Annotated in this window: 13 protein-coding genes; 6 read left to right on the forward strand and 7 right to left on the reverse strand. The window is 71.9% G+C overall.

Features of this window, described 5'->3' with window-relative positions; all coding sequences use genetic code 11:
- Window positions 1-49 precede the first annotated feature (49 nt).
- Both AC6JA9_RS34765 and AC6JA9_RS34770 read left to right on the forward strand, forming a co-directional pair.
- Complete coding sequence (locus AC6JA9_RS34765; protein WP_408889310.1) at window positions 50-1,315, forward strand: hypothetical protein; 1,266 nt, start codon at window positions 50-52, stop codon at window positions 1,313-1,315.
- Window positions 1,316-1,377: 62 nt separating this feature from the next.
- Window positions 1,378-3,021, forward strand: a complete 1,644-nt coding sequence (locus tag AC6JA9_RS34770; RefSeq protein WP_370640362.1) for a sensor histidine kinase — start codon at window positions 1,378-1,380, stop codon at window positions 3,019-3,021.
- A gap of 89 nt (window positions 3,022-3,110) precedes the next feature.
- Here the strand turns inward: AC6JA9_RS34770 and AC6JA9_RS34775 are convergent, their stop codons facing one another.
- Window positions 3,111-5,864 carry a winged helix-turn-helix domain-containing protein gene (locus AC6JA9_RS34775; RefSeq protein ID WP_267699627.1) on the reverse strand — a complete coding sequence of 918 codons (2,754 nt, stop codon included), beginning with the start codon at window positions 5,862-5,864 and terminating at the stop codon, window positions 3,111-3,113.
- 406 nt (window positions 5,865-6,270) lie between these two features.
- On the opposite strand from AC6JA9_RS34775, the gene AC6JA9_RS34780 reads away from it, so the two are divergent.
- Window positions 6,271-6,639, forward strand: a complete 369-nt coding sequence (locus tag AC6JA9_RS34780) for a hypothetical protein (RefSeq protein ID WP_223748348.1) — start codon at window positions 6,271-6,273, stop codon at window positions 6,637-6,639.
- Here the strand turns inward: AC6JA9_RS34780 and AC6JA9_RS34785 are convergent.
- From AC6JA9_RS34785 to AC6JA9_RS34795, 3 genes are all read right to left on the reverse strand, one after another.
- On the reverse strand, window positions 6,630-7,376 hold the full coding sequence (locus AC6JA9_RS34785) for a hypothetical protein (protein WP_497958431.1): 747 nt from the start codon (window positions 7,374-7,376) through the stop codon (window positions 6,630-6,632). The two genes, AC6JA9_RS34780 and AC6JA9_RS34785, sit on opposite strands and share 10 nt — an antisense overlap.
- 122 nt (window positions 7,377-7,498) lie before the next feature.
- On the reverse strand, window positions 7,499-8,335 hold the full coding sequence (locus AC6JA9_RS34790; protein ID WP_483578643.1) for a TIGR02452 family protein: 837 nt from the start codon (window positions 8,333-8,335) through the stop codon (window positions 7,499-7,501).
- Between the two features lie 137 nt (window positions 8,336-8,472).
- Entirely contained in the window at window positions 8,473-9,351 is an 879-nt protein-coding gene (locus tag AC6JA9_RS34795) for a hypothetical protein (protein WP_223748345.1), read from the reverse strand.
- A 276-nt stretch (window positions 9,352-9,627) separates the two neighbouring features.
- Here AC6JA9_RS34795 and gstA point away from each other — a divergent pair, with 276 nt between their 5' ends.
- Together gstA and AC6JA9_RS34805 are read left to right on the forward strand one after the other, a co-directional pair.
- A complete protein-coding gene (gstA, locus tag AC6JA9_RS34800) occupies window positions 9,628-10,236 on the forward strand; it encodes a glutathione transferase GstA (RefSeq protein WP_223781581.1) in 609 nt (202 codons plus the stop codon).
- On the forward strand, window positions 10,233-10,592 hold the full coding sequence (locus tag AC6JA9_RS34805) for a VOC family protein (protein ID WP_046715961.1): 360 nt from the start codon (window positions 10,233-10,235) through the stop codon (window positions 10,590-10,592). Before gstA ends, AC6JA9_RS34805 begins: the two co-directional genes overlap by 4 nt.
- Here AC6JA9_RS34805 and AC6JA9_RS34810 read toward each other — a convergent pair.
- From AC6JA9_RS34810 to AC6JA9_RS34820, 3 genes are read right to left on the reverse strand one after another with little or no spacing between them, the layout of a single operon-like run.
- Entirely contained in the window at window positions 10,576-11,244 is a 669-nt protein-coding gene (locus AC6JA9_RS34810) for a TetR/AcrR family transcriptional regulator (RefSeq protein ID WP_223748343.1), read from the reverse strand. The two genes, AC6JA9_RS34805 and AC6JA9_RS34810, sit on opposite strands and share 17 nt — an antisense overlap.
- Before the next feature lie 18 nt (window positions 11,245-11,262).
- Entirely contained in the window at window positions 11,263-14,373 is a 3,111-nt protein-coding gene (locus AC6JA9_RS34815; protein ID WP_497958432.1) for an efflux RND transporter permease subunit, read from the reverse strand.
- Complete coding sequence (locus AC6JA9_RS34820) at window positions 14,370-15,479, reverse strand: efflux RND transporter periplasmic adaptor subunit (protein WP_497958433.1); 1,110 nt, start codon at window positions 15,477-15,479, stop codon at window positions 14,370-14,372. Before AC6JA9_RS34820 ends, AC6JA9_RS34815 begins: the two co-directional genes overlap by 4 nt.
- Before the next feature lie 314 nt (window positions 15,480-15,793).
- Here AC6JA9_RS34820 and AC6JA9_RS34825 point away from each other — a divergent pair, with 314 nt between their 5' ends.
- On the forward strand, window positions 15,794-16,849 hold the full coding sequence (locus AC6JA9_RS34825) for a GIY-YIG nuclease family protein (RefSeq protein ID WP_223748340.1): 1,056 nt from the start codon (window positions 15,794-15,796) through the stop codon (window positions 16,847-16,849).
- The last annotated feature ends 124 nt before the right edge of the window (window positions 16,850-16,973 follow it).

Raw genomic sequence — 16,973 nt, forward strand, 5'->3', positions numbered from 1 at the left:
GGGCGGTGACTACCTCCCCAGGACCCCACGTCTTCCCGGCGGACTCCCCATGCGACGACTCCCTGCACTCCGTTCCTCTCACGCCCTTCGAGGGCTCGCGCTCGCCGTGGCCTTCCTTGGCGCCTCCGCGAGCGCCCAGCCCACGGCGACTCCGCTGGAGGACAACCAGCGCATCACCGAGGGCTACATCGCCATCGCCTACGAGCTGGGCGCGGTGCTGGACCCAGCCCTGCAACCCGGTGGCGTCAGCGCCGTGCGCCCCACCTGGTTCACCTTCGCGCCCAATGCCTCGCGCACCGGTGGCGAGGGCATGCTCGGCACCGCCATCGCCAGGCGCATCATCGCCGCCGCGCGGGGACAGCCCTCGCTGTCGGTGCTCCATGCGCTCCAGCGCGTGGGGCTCGACCTCCAGCTGCTCGCCACGCCGGAGAAGCTGGGCCTGGAGCTGGTGCTGCGCGGAGTGCCCACGGACGCGGCGGCCTCGCTCGGCGCGCTCATCACCTCGCTCAACACCGCGGCGCTCCTGGACGCGCGCACGCTGAGCATCACCGCCGCGCGCTTCGCCGCGCTCTACCAGTCCTCGCCGGGCTTCTGGCCGCTCGACAAGGTCGAGAACCTGGTGCTGACGCTGGAGCGCACCCTGCACGAGGGCAACCTCGCCATCTTCTCGGACATCGGCGGCTCGGGGCAGCTCTACCTGGCGTGGCGCCGGAGCGCCGTCGGCGCGGTGACGCCCGAGCGCGTGCTCACGGAGTTCACGCTGGTGGACGCAGTGCCCGCCCAGGCCGTGCAGGCCTACGACTACGCGCTGGCGCACACGTTCGACACGCCGCGCCCCTATCAGTTCGACCAGCTCTTCCCGGACATGCACTACAAGAGCCTGCTGGTCGCGGCCTTCGCACTCTACGAGCAGGCCCGCCTGTCCACGAGCCCCGCCACCCGCGACGCGCTCATCGCCGTGGCCAACAACTACATCGCCTGGCGCGAGCAGCACGACATGGCGCAGCCCGTCTTCTCGCCCGCCTCACCCCGCTCGGACGAGGTGTCCCGCGTCGCGCTGCTGCGGGCCCTCACCCCGCTGCTGCGCACCGAGTTCGGCACGGTCATCTGGAACTACGCCGACTATGCGAACAGCCAGCCGGACCGCGACGGCAACCCGTTGACGTCGCCGCCCACCGAGTACAACTGGGCCGACTTCTGGGACCGCTGGAACGGCATCCTCTACGCCTTCGACCAGGCGTACCTGGACCCCACCGGGACGTGGGTCATGCCGGAACCCATCGTGGACCCGACCGCGCCGACGGGCGGGTCCTGAGTCGCATGTCCCGCCCTCGACGCGGGGCCGGCCTGTGGAGGGGCCGAGGTCGGGGCTGGTGGATGTCCCGTCGTGCGGACGCCGCGCCGCAGCGTGATTCCCCAGGCGGAGCGGATGACTTGACGCATTTGGAGGGCCAGGGGACGGTTCAGGTCTACATGAGCCCCTCGCCGTCCACCGTGTCCTTCCCTCCCACGGACACCCCTGTCATCCCCACGGGAGCCATGCCCGCCGCGCCCGCCGACGAAGCTGCGCTCTCCGCCGAGGCCCGCCTGTGTGTGTTGCGGGAGATGATGAGCGAGGCGTTCCTCTGCCTGGATGCCCAGGGGCGCATCCGCGAGGTGAATGGCCGCGCCGCCGCGCTGCTCGGCGTGCCCGCCCAGGAGCTGCAGGGGCAGGAGCCCTGGACAGCCGAGCCCGCGCTCGCGGGCACCGTACTGCACGAGCGCTTGATGGCCGCGCTCTCCACTCGCGAGGGCGGACGCTTCCTGGCGGAGCTGCCCTCGCGTGTCTGGCTGGACGTCAATGTCCGCGTGGTGGGCGAGGAGACGTGGGTGCTCGCCGCGGACATCACCCGGAGGCAGCGCGCGGAGAGCGAGGTGGCCAGGACCGAGGAGCGCTTCCGTCAGCTCGGCGAGCGCTTCCAGGTGGCGCTGGACTCCGCGCAGATGGCCGTCTGGGAGACCAACGTCGCCACCGGTCAGGTGTTCCGCTCGGAGGGACATGACCGCCTCTACGGCTATCCCCATCCGCTGGCGGAGTGGACGCACGAGCGGTTCATCGAGTCGCTCCACCCCGACGACCGCCCGGCCGTGCAGACGCAGCTGAATGACATCGCCGCGGGCAAGACGGACTCATACGTCTCCACCTTCAGGACCCACTGGCCGGATGGCTCCTGGCACTGGCTCACCAGCCGCGCGCGGGTGCTGCGCGACGCGACGGGCAAGGTGATGGTGGTGCGAGGCGCGCTGCTGGACATCACCGCGCTGAAGGAGACGGAGTTCGCGCTGCAGGAGGCGGTGCGCACGCGCGACGACTTCCTCTCGCTGGCGAGCCACGAGCTGCGCACGCCGCTGACGTCCCTGCGCCTGCAGGCCCAGCTGCTGCGGAGGCTCGCCGAGGGCCAACCGCAGGAGACGCTCGGCTCACCCAAGGTCCAGGGGAAGCTGGACACCACCGAGCGCCAGCTGCGCAGGCTGGGCGCGCTCGTGGACAACCTGCTCGACGTCAGCCGCATCCGCACGGGCAAGCTGGACTTCCACTTCGCCGATGGAGACCTGGCCGCCGTCGTGGCGGACCTGGTGGCGCGCTTCGGCGACGAGGCCCGGCACACCGGCGTGCCGCTGAGCGCGAAGGTGGACGGGCCGATGGAAGGCCGCTTCGACCGGCTGCGCCTGGAGCAGGTGGTGAGCAACCTGCTGTCCAATGCCCTGCGCTACGGCGCGGGCAACCCCGTGTCACTGTCGCTCACGCGGCACGGCGACAAGGCGAAGCTGACGGTGTGCGACAGCGGCCCGGGCGTGCCCGTGAAGGACCGCGAGCGCATCTTCGAGCGCTTCACCCAGGGCGACAACGCGCGGCGACAGGGCGGGATGGGCCTGGGCCTCTACATCGTCCGGCAGATTGTCGAGGCGCACGGCGGCCACATCCACGTGGAGGACACGCCCGGCGGCGGCGCCACCTTCGCGGTGGAGCTGCCGCTCTAAGTAGGTCGCCACAAGTTCCGAGACAAATGCAGGGACCTTGCCCGTTCCCGCTCCGCCTCGGATTCGCTCAGGAACATTTGGCGACCTACTTAGGACGCGCCGGGCTCATCGCGGACGAAGGCGAAGCCCGGTGGCACGTCGAGGCGATAGCCCGGGTCCTCGAACACCAGCCGCGCGCCGGTGCCCTCCAGCATCTCCCGCAGGTGACGCACGTGCACGCGCAGCGCGTTGTCGTGCAGCCTCGGGTCATAGGCCGCCTCCCACATGGCCCGCACACAGTCCTCCTTCGGCAGCGTGCGGCCCGGACGTCGGGCCAGCGCGTAGAGCAGCCTTCGCGGGAGCACGCGTTTGGCGAGTGAGACGGAGCGAGCCCCCGCGCGCAGCGCGTGGTGGCGCGCGTCGAGCACCACCGCGTCCGACGCGGCGACGGGCGCCTCGACGGCCAGGCGCGCGCCGGTGGAGGTCACCACCCGCAGCGAGGCGAGCGTGCGCGCCAGCTCGGGAATCAGCTCCGGGTCCGCCTCGCCCTCCGCCGCGGAGCGCGCCGCGGCCTCCAGCGAGGCACGCGACTCCGCCGCGCGCTCGGCCAGCCGGTGCAGCAGCGCCCGCGCCAGGTGCGCCAGCGCGCGCTCCAGGGCGAAGTCCTCGCCGCGCGCCAGCGGCTCCAGCGAGGCCAGGAGTCCCTCGGCGCGCACGCTGTCCCCCGCCGTCGCCGAGGCCAGCGCCGCCAGCGCCCGCTGCCGCGCCGCCATGCCCGGACGCACCTCGCGAGGCTCCACCACCGACGGGCGCTCCACCTGTCTCAGCACGTCGGCGGAACGGGCGGACTCGGCGGCGCGGGCCAGTCCCTCGGCGCCTCGGGCCCTCGCGTCCGCCGCGGCCTCGTCGAGCAGCGCGAGCCCCTCCGCGCGCCGCCCCAGCTCCAGCAGCATGCGCCCGGCGCTGACGCGCGAGAGGTGGTGGATGAAGAGATAGCCGCCCTGCTGCGCGCGGGCCGACGTCTCCCGCAGGCCCGCGAGCGAGGCCCCGCGCTCTCCGCGCTCGCCCCGGACGAGGGCGGCGATGCAGTCGAGCTCCAGCGCCAGCCTGGGCGCGCCCAGCTGGCCCAGCTTCTCCCGCGCGCCCGCGAGCGCGGCCTCTGCTTGAGCGAAGCGGCCGAGCCTGCTGAGGATGCCCGCGGACATGGCGGCCACCAGCGGCCCGCGCGAGTTGAGCGGCGCGTCCTCCAGCAAGGACAGACACTGGTTGAGCGGCTCCTCCAGCCCGTCGTCCCGGCCTTCAATCCAACACATCAGCGCGCGGGCATAGGCCCCCCAGCCGAGCACGCGCCGGTCCTCGGACGCGGAGCACGCCGCGTCCAGCATCTCCAGGGACTCATCCAGTCGCCCCTGGAAGAAGCGCAGCGCGGCCCACGCCAGGAGCTGCTGGAGGAACACCTCCGCGTCGCGCGGCATGGGCATCGACTGCAGCGTCCGCTCACACGCGTCCAGTTGCAGCGAGAAGAGCGCCACGCGCACCAGCACCGTGCCCACCTGCTCGCGCAGGTCCGCGTCCCCGTCCTCACCGAGCGACGCGCGCAGCGCCGAGAGCTCCTCGTAGGCACGGCGCAGGTCCAACAGGCGCACCTGGGCACGGGCCCGCGCCAGCCCCACGTCGGGCGTGCACAGCGCGGGCGGCAGCGAGCCCAGGAGCGTGAGCAGCTCCCCGGCCGCGCCCTGGCGCACGAGCGCCTCCGCCTCCCCGACGATGAAGGCCCGACGCTCCTCGTGCCGCCCCAGGGCCTGCAGGTGTCGGGACATCGCACGCACCCGCACCACTTCTGGCAGCGGCTCGCGTGACAGCAGCGCGAGCAGCGCCTCGTGTGCGGCCCGCGACTCCTCGGCGCCGAGCAGCGACTGGAACGCCTCGCGCACCAGGTCGTGCACGCCATGGCGGCCGCGCGCGTCCGTCTCCACGAGGAGCCGGGCCGACAGCCTTCGCAGCGCCTCGCCGGCGCCACCGTCCGGCAGCACGTCGGCGAGCGCGGAGGCGGGCAGCGGCAGCTCCGACAGCGCGAGCACCGCGGCCACGCGCCGCTCATCCGGCGGCAGCGACGAGAGCGCCGCGCGCACCGGCTCCTCCACGTCCGCGTCGTTCGCGTGCGCGCGGCGAAGGAGGAACGGCACACCCCGGGAGCGGGCCCAGGCCGCGGCGAAGCCCTCGCGCGCGCCATACAGCGCGTCCAGCTGACGCCACAGCAGCTTCGCGGCGGACTCCGGCAGCCCATCCAGTCGCAGCTCGATGCGGTCCGGGCTCGTCGCCAGGCGCGGGAGCTCCTCGCGCGAGGTGGCCAGGAGCGCGCCCTTTCGCAGCCGCCCGCCGAGCCCCTCCACCAACGCCACGCGCTCCTCGCGCGCGAGCACGTGCAGGTCATCCACCACGAACAGCGCCCCGCGAGCATCCAGCTCCCGGGCCAGGTCCTCCAGGCGCGCGTCGTCCGACAACGCCTGCGCCACGGGCGCCTCGCGCAAGAGCCGGCGCGCGTCGTCCACCACCGAGTCCAGCGCGTCCCCCGGAGCGATGCGCCGGTGGACCACCGGCCCCCGATGGCGCGCCGCCACCGCGGCCACCAGCGCGGACTTGCCCACCCCGGGCAGGCCGTACACCACGCCGGTGCGCACGCGGCGCAGCAGGCCGCTCAGCCGCTGGAGCTCCTGCTTGCGTCCGACGAAGACCGCGGGCGGCCCCACCCCTCGCGGCGTGGATGTCCGCGCCACCGCCTCGCGAGGCTCCCGCTTCCCTCGCGAGGCCGTGCCCTGGGCACGTCGACGACCACGGGGAGGAGGCGTCGTGCCGGCGCGCATGCTCACCTCGTCACGACCTGACGCGGGTCACCGGCCCGGGACGCTCGCCTCCCCTCACCCTGTGTGAGGGACGGCGGGAACAACGTCTCGAACTCCAGCGCGCGGCCAGGTCTCATGTGCCCCAGCCTGACACACCCTCCTGTCCCATTCGTATGTCCCCCCTTGGACACCTGGGGTGTGCGCCCCACGCGAGCCGCACCTACCCGGTGAGTCCCCACCCGACATCGTGGGTTCCAATATCACTCCGATTTTTCACATTTTGTCGCCCGTCGAGAAGGAATTGGCGCCCGGACGAAAACAACCGGAAGTGAAATCGCGCATCATTCCCCGGTTACCTGAGGGCCAGGGAGCAAGCAGCCGTACCCGGTCAGCGAGCCCCCAGGTCTTACGTCCGGAGGGCGCTCCGATGTGGATCGAGACCATCATCATGCCCCGGGAGGAGCGCGAGCCACGTCCGGCTCCGCCTCCCCGAGACAGGCGCGCCGCCCTCGTCGCAGCAGGCGAGGAGAGCCGTGCCTTGCGGGATGACGTGATGCGGTTCCTGAGCGCGAACCACCTGCTGGGCGCGGTGAAGTGGATGAGCGAGCCGGGCTTCCTGCCGCTCATCACCCTGCACTGCACCGAGCGCGCGCTGGAGAAGCTGCGAAGCGCCGCGGAGTTCGTCGTGGGACGCGCGTCACCGGTGGATGCCTACCCGCCGCTGACCTCCACGGAGCCGGAGCTCTCCTCGGAGCCGGTGCCCATGGCCGCGTCCGCCTTCGCGCGCTACTCCTGACGCCACGCGGGCAACTCCACCCCGGCCCCGTCCCGGGCATTCGCCGCCTCGGACTCCAGCAGGAAGGCCCCCAGCTCCAAGAGATGCTCGGCGATGCGGGCCGCGTCGTCGGTGGAGGTGACGAGCCCCCGGAGGGCCTCCTCCGCGGACTCAGCGTCGGCCACGTGAGACACCCACTCCGGGCACCCCTCGTCCCCGGTGGCCGCGCACCAGTCCCGCGCGCCCTGGCGAAGCTGCTCCGCCTCCTCCGCCGTGAAGACGAGCACCGCCGTGTCACCGTGCGCCGCGCACCGCGCATGCACCCGCCGCAGCGCACGCACGAGCAGCTGAGCCACGCCCCGGAGCGTGACGTCGTAGACGTGGCGCTCGGGCGCGTCCACCTCGCCCCGGATGCCCAGCACGACGTCGCCGAGCAGCAGCGTGTAGTGGAAGTCCTCCCGGCCCGTGCGAGCATCCTGGGTGAAGACGCTCAGCTCCCGGCCCCGCCCTGCCAGGCCCGTGGCCACGCGCATGGGCTGGAGGCCGCCCCGGCCCATGAGCTGCGCGTACGACGCGCGCCCCAGTGCCTCGGTGGCATCGACATCCAGCCGCCAGCCTCGCCAGCTCGCGCAGACGCCGGGCTCGAGCACCTCCGCCGCGGCGCCCCCCACGCCGCGCGCGAAGTCCTCCAGCACCGTCAACATCTCCCGGGGGCCGCCGAGGACGCGAACGGTGCGAGCATCCAGCCGCCGGAACACGAGTGACGTCTCTTCCCGCGAGCCCCCAACACTGCGCCAGTCCCCATGCATCGGCTTCCCCCTCGAGCGGCTGCTCCAGGGAGTTGTCGTCCAAATCGGGACGGGCGTGGGATTAAACGGAGTTAAATCCGCGCCCCTCCGTCGCCGAAGTGCGCCTGGAAGGCGCGCAGGTTCGGCCCGTCCCCGCCCCGCTCGTACACGGCGAAGACCACGCGCGAGAAGGCTCCGTACAGTTGCGTCAGCGCGCTCGAGAACGCCTGCGCCACCTCCGCCGGCTCGTTTCGGAAGACGCCGCAGCCCCACGCCCCCAGCACCAGGACCTCATGCCCCTGATGCGCGGCGACCTGGAGCACCTTCAAGGCGCGCGCCCGCAGCACCGCGTGGAGCTGACGTCGCTGACGCGGGTCCTCTCGCAGCACCACCCCCGCGTTGGGCCCGGGCGCGGTGAGCATCGAGAGGAGGAAGGGCCGCTCCAACAGCTCCAGCGAGTCGTCGCGGAAGAACGGCACGTCCGGCGAATAGATGAGGTGGTCCGTGTAGAGCGCCGAGCGCTCCTCGCGGTTGGCGTCGTAGTACTCGCGCTGCGTGAGCAGGCAGGGATAGAGCGCCGAGCAGCGCGCCAGGTCCTCCTCCTGCGCCTTGGCGCCGCCCAGGAAGCCGCCGCCCGGGTTCCTCGCGGAGGCGAAGTTGAGCGCCGCGACACGCGTCAGCCCCTCCTCCTCCACCAGCCTGCGTGCCGCCTGCCCCGTCTTCTCGCCCGTCACCTCGATGCGCGGCGCCGTGCCGGCCGCCAGCCCCCGAGGCGTCAGTCCCGAGAAGTCCTCGGGGCGGTAGAGCACCGTCCCCCGCACCGCTCGCTCCACCAGGTCGCCCACCTGGACCACCCGGCCCGAGGGCGCCACGTACTGTCCTTGCTCCGTGATGCGCACCGTCTGGCGCGCAAGCTCCTTCAACGACATGACCCGCTGCCTTTCGATGCCAGCCCCGTGGTGAGCACGAAGCTTCGTGTCACACAAACACGAAGCAGCGGCCTCCATCCTGACAAAGCGAAGGCCCCGGGCCCCGGAGCGGGAGGGGGCCCGGAGGCGCGGGGGCGCTACTCGCAGCCGATGCGCTGGGTGCTGCTCACCGCGACGTTGTCGATCCACGTCTCGGAGGCGGACGGCCCCTGCGGATGGACGAAGCCGTAGCCCACCATGAAGGTGTTGAACGAGCGCATGCCAATCTCGGTGAACTCGTGCGCCTTCGCGCCATCCACGTACACCGTGGTGGTGCCGTGCGTGCTGGACGCGGTGGGGCGGCGGACCTCCCACTCCAGACACACCCAGCGGCCGGTGGACATGCCCAGGTTGACCGGCGGCCCCTGGCGGTTCCAGCCCTGTCCGTTGCGCGCGGACCAGTCATCCAGCGCGAAGCCCGTGTCCTGGATGACCTGCAGCTCGAAGCCGCCGAAGTCATTGCCCGCGTCCGAGAAGAGGACGAAGAAGGTCCCCATCTGCCCGAAGTCTCCCGGCAGCGAGGTCATGAACACGTGCGCGCGCACGAACAACTGCGTGCTGAACGTGGGGCTCAACGAGCGGATCCACCGGGCGATGGCCTCGCCCTCGCCCTGCTTCTCGTCGATGCCGTCCTCCGTCACCACGTGCAGCGAGCGCGAGCCGGTATGTGGCTTCGTGCCATCCGCGGTGATGGTGGCGTGCGTCTTCTGCTCATCCCAGCTGCCCTGGCCGCTCTCGAACGTCTCACAGAACAGCGCATGGGACGGACACGACGCGGTGCCCGTGCCGCCATCACCGCCACCCGGCGTGCCGGAGTCGGGCGTACCGGAGTCGGGGGTGCCGGAGTCGGGAGTGCCGGAGTCTGGTGAACCGCCAGCGTCGGGCTTCTTGTCGTCGTCGGAGTCGCCGGAGCACGCCGGCATCGCACCCAACGCCAGGAGGGCGAGGGGCAGCAACAGAGTGGCTTTGAAGCGCATAGGGTCCTTCCAGGCCGGGGTGGACGCCGGCCATGTCTGCCTGATGGAGCGCACGCGAGGCCGCGGCTTGCTCGGGGGTCAGGGAGGCAGAGAACTACCACCGCGCGCGCCCCCCGGGCAGCGGGGCCCGGTGGACCCAGGAGCCCACGTCGTCACCCGAGCGACACCCGTCCGACCGACGAGGCAGGCCGTGGGAGCACCACGGAAACGGTGGCATCCCACCTCGGGAAGGTGCACAACTGCGCGCCGCGAATCCCACACGCGAGGTCTTGCACCATGAAGCTCTACTACACGAATGGCGCCTGTTCCCTGTCCCCGCACATCGTCCTGCGTGAGGCGGGCCTGAAGTTCGACGTCGAGAAGGTCGACCTGCGCTCCAAGAAGACGGAGACGGGCGCGGACTTCCTCGCGGTCAACCCCAAGGGCTATGTCCCCGCGCTCGTGCTCGACGACGGCAACGTGCTGACCGAGGGCCCCGCCATCGTCCAGTACATCGCGGACCAGGCGCCCCAGTCCAAGCTGGCCCCGGCCAACGGCACGCTGCCGCGCTACCAGCTCCAGGAGACGCTCAACTTCATCTCCACCGAGCTGCACAAGGCCTTCAGCCCCCTGTTCAACCCGGCGTTCCCCGAGGACGGCAAGGCCATCTACAAGGAGCGCATCGCGCAGCGCCTGAAGACGCTGGACGGCGTGCTGGCGAAGCAGTCGTTCCTGATGGGTGAGCAGTTCACCGTCGCGGATGCGTACCTGTTCACCGTGCTGAACTGGGCGGCGCCCATGAAGGTGGACCTGGAGCCGTTCCCGGCCGTGCGCGCCTTCCAGGCCCGCGTCGCCGAGCGTCCCCATGTGCAGGCGGCCCTGGTGGCCGAAGGCCTCAAGAAGTGAGCACGGCGTTCGTCAAGCTGCTCGTCACGGACCTGCCGCGCTCGCTCGCGTTCTACGAGGCGCTCGGCTTCGAGCGCACCCAGTCCGAGCCGCCCTTCGTCCGCCTCCAGTGGGCGGGCGCGGTGGACGTCTACCTCGTCGCCCCTCCGGCGCAGCTCCAGCTGGAAGGACGGCGGGGGCTGGGCGTGCTCGTGGGCATCCGTGTCGAGGGCCCCAGCGGACTGGACGAGCTGCTCCTGCGCGCCCAGGCCCAGGGGGCCCCGGTGGAAGGTCCCGCCGTGCAGCCCTGGCACACCCGGGAGGTCGTCGTCACCGACCCGGATGGCTACCGGCTCAACTTCATCGAGCCCGCTTGAGCCCCGCCGGGCTGGAGGGCTTCTTCGCGAGGCCCTCCAGCAGCAGCTCCACCATCAGCTCCGCCGCGCGCGGCAGCGGGCGCAGGTCCACCCACGGGTCCTCCTGGGTCTTGACCAGATGCAGGGCCACCAGCCCATGCACCCCGCCCCACACCACCTGGCTCACCAGCTCCACGTCCTGGTGCTCGGGCTTGAAGCAGCCCGCGTCCTTCGCCTCCTGCACCGTCTTGCGCAGGAAGGCATAGGCGTCCTGCTCCGGGTTGTCCTGCTCGAGGGACTCCTCCGACTTGGACCCCACCTCGGCGGGGAGGCGGTCCATGAAGAGCAGCCGGTAGGTGGTGGGGTGCTCGCGGGCGAAGTCGACGTACGCGCGCCCCATCTTCCTGAGCCGCTCCAGCGGGTCCTTCACCCGGGCGACCTTGTTGAGCACTTCCGCGAAGCGCAGGAAGTCGTGCGTGCACAGCTCCCGCACGAGCGCGGCCTTGTCCTTGAAGTGGACGTAGATGGCGGTGGGGCTGTACTCGATGCGCTCGGCGACCCGGCGCATGGTCATCGCCTCGTAGCCCTCCTGGCCATAGAGCTCGCGCGCCGCGTCCAGGATGCGCTGCCGCGTCGCCTGCTTCTCCCGCTCTCGCCGCTCCTTGATGCCCATGATGCCTCGCTCGTGCCGCTACACCGCGCCTCCGGGGGACAGGACGCTACCGCCGGACACGGCCGGCTCGCGAGCCTCGGCTTCGGGCTCCACCTCCGGGGCCAGCAGCTTGTACACCACGGGCGTCACCACGCGGGTGAGCACGGTGGAGGAAATCAACCCGCCGATGATGACCCACGCCAGGGGTGAGTAGAGGCTGCTGTTCTCCAGCGCCAGGGGCAACAGGCCGCCGAGCGCCGTGAGGGTGGTGAGCAGGATGGGCAAGAAGCGCGTCTCGCCCGCCTGCTCGATGGCCGCGTCCACCGACAGACCCCGGGCCCTCAGCTGGTTCGTGAAGTCCACCAGCAGGATGCTGTTCTTCACCTCGATGCCCACCAGCGCGATGAAGCCGATGGACGCGGTGAAGGACAGCGTGTTGCCGGTGAGCCACAGCGCGGCGATGCCGCCCACCAGGCCCAGCGGAATCACCGACGCCACGATGAGCGCGCCCCGGAACGTGCGGAACTCCAGCACCAGCACCGCCAGCACGCCGAACGCCGCGATGATGCCGGCGGCGGACACGCCGTCGAAGCTCTCCTGACGACTCTTCAGCTCTCCCGCCATCTCCAGGCGATAGCCCGCGGGCGGCTTCACCTCCGCGTCCAACCGGCGCATCGCCTCCTGGATGACGTTGTCGTTGATGAAGCCGGTGGCCACGCTCGCGGAGACGGTGACGGAGCGCTCGCCCTCGTGATGGGTGATGCGATTGGGGCCCGCCTCCAGTCGCACCCGCGTCACCTGTCCGAGCGGCACCTGGGCGCCGGTGACGCTCGCCACGTGCAGCCGCTCCAGCGCGCCGAGCGCGGGCCACGCGCCCGACTCCAGGGGCAGCCGCACCAGGATGGGGTGGTCGTCGCCCTCCTCGTCCCGGAAGGAGCCCGCGGGCAGCCCCGCGAGCCCGAAGCGCACCGCGCGCGCCACCTCCGCCGCGGGCACGCCCAGCCGGCCCGCCTTCTCCCGATCCACCTCCACCTGCAGGTCCGTGCGGCGCGTCTGCACCGGGTTCTTCACGTAGAGGGTGCCCGGGGTGCTCTCCAATACGCGCTGCGTCCGGTCCGCCAGCTCGCGCAGCGGCTCCAGCTCCGGCCCCACCAGCCGCACCGCCACCGGCGCCTCGATGGGCGGCCCCTGCTCGAACTCGCGCACCTCGATGCGCGCGCCCGGGTACGTGGACAGCTCCGCGCGCAGCAGGTCGAGCAGCGCGGGGGTCTGGCGCGCGTCATACGACTCCAGCTGCGCGAAGACCTCGCCCACGTTGGGGCGCTCGGGGCTGGGCTGCACGTTGTAGTAGACGGAGGGCTGCCCCCGGCCCGCGTTGGCGGACACGGAGCGGACCTCCGGACGGCGGCGCAGCACGTCCTCCACGAAGCGCACCGCGCGGTCGGTCTCCGTGAGGCTGGTGCCCTCGGGCGTCTCCACCTGGACGTAGAACATGGGCGCGCCGGCCTTGGGGAAGAGGCTGAAGCCCACCACAGGCACCAGCGCGAGGCTGCCCGCGAAGAGCCCCGCCGCCACCCCCAGCGTCAGCACGGGACGCGCCAGCGCGCGGTGCAGCACGGGCCGGTACACCCGCTCGATGCCGTGGTGGAGCCAGCGCAGCACCCGGTTGCCCTCCGGGTGCTCGTCCTTCGAGAGGACCAGGCTCGACAGCAGCGGAATCACGGTGAGCGACACCAGCAGCGACGCGAGGATGGTGAACACCACCGCCATGGGCAGGCCCCGGATGAACTGGCCGGAGGTGCCGGGCAGGAACACCAGCGGCACGAAGGCCAGCACCAGCGTGGCGGTGCAGCCGAGCACGGCCAGGCCAATCTGGGACGTCCCCTCGATGGCGGCCTGGACCCGGGTGCGCCCCATGCGCAGGAAGCGCGCGATGTTCTCCACCACCACGATGCTGTCATCCACCAGCAGGCCCAGCGCGATGACGAAGCCGACGATGGAGAGCTGGTTGAGCGTGAAGCCCGCGTGGTGCAGCGCGGCCAGCCCCAGGGCCAGGGACAATGGAATCGAGACCATCACGACGAGGCTCGCCCGGAAGCCCAGCGGCAGGAGCGTCACCAGCACCAGCGCCAACGCCAGCGCGAAGTCCACCGCGAAGCCGCCCAGCCGCCTCTTCACCTGGAGCGACTGGTCGAAGCCCGTCTCCAGGCGCATCCCCGACGGCAGCTCCTCCGCCCAGGCCCGGGCCACCTCCAGCACCGCGTCGCGCACCGCGAAGACGTTGCCTCCGTCCTTCTGCGTGACGCCCACGAAGGCCGCGCGCTCCCCGTTGTAGCGGCCCAGGTGCACGGCGTCCTGGTCGCGGAAGGACACCTCGGCCACGTCCGACACCCGGACCACGCCGGACGCACCGCCGGCCACCACCGTGGCGCGCACCTGCTCGAGCGAGGTGAACTCGCTGCCTGTCTTCACGTTGAAGCGGCGCGTGCCCACGTCCACGCTGCCCGCGGGGATGTTGAGGTTGGCGCCCGTGAGCGCCTGGAGCACCTGGTCCAGGGACACGCCCACGCGCGCCAGGCGCTCGGGGTCCAGGGACACGCGCACCTCCTGCTTCGCCGCCGCGAAGACCTCCGCCTTCTTCACGCCCGCCACGCGCCCCAGCCGGTCCGAGAGGTCATCCGCGCGCCGCTCCAGCTCGCGCGCCGGGACGTGCGGCCCCACCAACGCCAGCTGCACCACGCTCACGTTCGACGCGCTGTGGCGGATGACCTCCAGGCGCACCAGCCCCGACGGGAGCCTGGGCCGGGTGGCGGTGACCTGCCGCAGCACCTCCGCGTGCTTGTCGTCCACGTCGGAGGACGACTCGAATTCAATCTCCACCTGCGCCAGCCCGTCCTCCATCTGGCTGGACACCTCCTTCACGTCGTCGAGCTCCTCGAACGCGTCCTCCAGTGGGTCCACCACCAGTTGCTCGAGGTCCGAGGGGCTCGCGCCGGGGTAGACGGCGACGACCGTGAAGCTCGCCATCGGGAAGACGGGGTCTTCCGCGCGAGGAATGGAGAGCGCGCTGGAGACGCCCAGCGCCACCAACATGGCGAACACCACCAGGGTGAGCTGGGGATTCTTCACCGCCGCCGTGGACAGCCTCATCGCGCCTCCACCACCGCCACCGGCTGGCCCTCGCGCAGGAAGGACACTCCATCGGTGACGACCTGGGCGCCCGCCTCGACGCCCTCGGACAACGCCGCGCGGCCGGTTTCGGAGGAGAGGAACGCCACGCGCACCCGCCGCCGCGTCGCGCGCTGGCCGTCCTGGGCCAGGACGAAGACGCTGGCCGTGTCGCCGTCCCCCTCCAGCAGCGCCTCCACGGGGACGAAGCGCAGCGCCCGCCGCTCCGAGGGGAAGACGCGCGCCTTGGCGGAGAGCCCGGACAACAACCTCGGCGCGGCGTCCGACGGGGACATGAGCAGCTCCAGCTCCACCTCGGCCGTGCCGAGTCCCTGCGTGGCGGCGCTGGCGATCTCCCGCACCCGCGCCTGGAAGGTCCGCCCCGGATAGGCATCCAGGAACACCTCCGCGGAGTCCCCTTCCCTCACGCGCACCACGTCACGGTCCGCGAGCTCCACGCGGACGACCCAGCCGTCCTCCTCGCTGGCGAACAGGAAGAGCGCCTGTCCGGGCGCCACCACCTCGCCGGGCTCCACCATCCGCCGGAGGATGCGGCCGGCGGCGGGCGCGACGAGGCTCGTCTGACGCTGCTGGAAGGTGGCGACCTTCAGGCCCGCCTCCGCGACCTCGAACGCGGTGGTGGCGTCCTGGAGCTGCACGCGGGTGGCGACCTGGGCCTCGAACAGACTCCGGGCCCGCTCCAAGTCCCGCGCGGCCTTGTCCCGAGCCTCGCGCGCCTGCGCCACCTGCGGGCCCACCTCCGAGGGGTCCAGCGCCGCCAGCACCTGCCCGCGCGTCACCGCGCGGCCCTCCTCGACGGAGACCTGCCGGACGATGCCGCCCAGCTTGAAGGACAGCCGCGACTCCTGCTTCGCGGCCAGCGCGCCGCTGGCCCGCACGGGCTGGGCGACCTCCTCCTCCATCACCACCGCCGAGCGGACCCGCACCGGAGCCTCTTCACGGGAGGCGCGCTCCGACGCCGCGGTGGCGGGAGCAGAGCACCCCGCCACCGACTGCAGACCCAACAGGAGGACGGCGAAACCGCTCACCCACGCGGCGCACAGGCTCAACGACGGGGCACGCATCATGACGCGACTCCCGCCCGCACCGGCTCGGGCGGGCCAAGGCCCGGCCCTCTCGTGGGCGCGGGTTTACATCGGCCACTCACTTAACGTCGTTAACCCATCGAGACAAGTTGCCTGACAAAACTTCACAAACCCAGGGACACACGTTCCGAAACGGAGCCTGGTTGCACGGCGCCGCTCGCCCACTCGCCAGGGTGGTGCCGGGCGGCTCGCCCCACACCCAGGCATGACGCGGCCGGCGCGGCCATTCCCCCACCGCCTCCAGCGAGGTGTACGGTGTCCCGTCCGGCGCCCGTGGCGCCGTGCGCCTCCGCACCATGTCTTCCCGCATCGCCACGCTCCTCGACCACGTCCGCGCGCACGCCGAGAACCGGCCCGGCGTCTACCGGATGCTGGGCCCGTCGAGCGAGGTGCTGTACGTGGGCAAGTCGGTGCGCGTGCGCTCGCGGCTGCTCTCCTACTTCCGCGCGGAGCCGGGCGAGAAGGCCGCGGACATCATCGGCCACGCTCACCACGTCGAGTGGGAGCACACGCCCAGCGAGTTCGCCGCGCTCTTGCGCGAGCTGCGCCTCATCAAGCAGCACCGCCCCCTCTACAACGTGGAGCACAAGCGGGACCGGGGACACTGCTTCCTGCACCTCACGAAGGAGGCCGTCCCGCGCCTGCACGTGGTGGGGCGCGTCAACGGCGCCAGCGGCGACTACTACGGCCCCTTCCACGGCCCGGGCGCGGTGTCCGAGGTGGTCCGCGCGGTGAACGACCTGCTCGAGCTGCGCGACTGCGCGGCGGACACGCCGATGCGGCTGGCGGACCAGGGGCAGCTCTTCCCGGTGAAGCTGGAGCCCTTGTGCATGCGCGGTCAGCTCTCGCGGTGCCTGTCTCCCTGCGCCGCGGGCTGCACGCATGCGGAGTACCACGCGCGCGTCACCCAGGCCCGGGCCTTCCTGGAGGGGACGTCCGACGCGCCGCTCGTGCTCCTGCGCGAGCGCATGGCACTGGCCGCGCGCCGCCTCCAGTTCGAGTACGCCGCGGAGCTGAGGGACCGCGCGGAGCGGCTCGAGGCGCTGCGCGGGTGGATGGTCTCCCTGGGACGGACGATGAAGCGCCTGTCCTTCGTGTACACCGTGCCCGGCTACGCCGGAGAGGACCGCGTCTACATCCTGCGACGAGGCAGCGTGCGCGATGAGCGCCCCGCGCCCCGCACACCCCAGGAACACGAAGCGCTCGCCGCGCGCGCGCGGGAGGTCTTCGAGCGCCCCGAGCCCGAGACGCTCGGCCTCAAGGCCCACGAGGCGCAGGAGGTGATGCTCATCGCGCGCTGGTTCCACCTGCACCCCGAGGAGTTGGAGCACGGCGCCGCGCCTGGGGCCTGAGCACCGCCCATCGCGCCACGTCGGTTCGTATGTCCCCGTAGGACTCCACCCGCGGGAGGGTGAGCACCGCCATCCCGGGTGTGGCGTTCACACGTCACGAGCGCGCGTCAGTCCCAGCGGCTAT

This window comes from Myxococcus sp. MH1 (assembly GCF_059738865.1).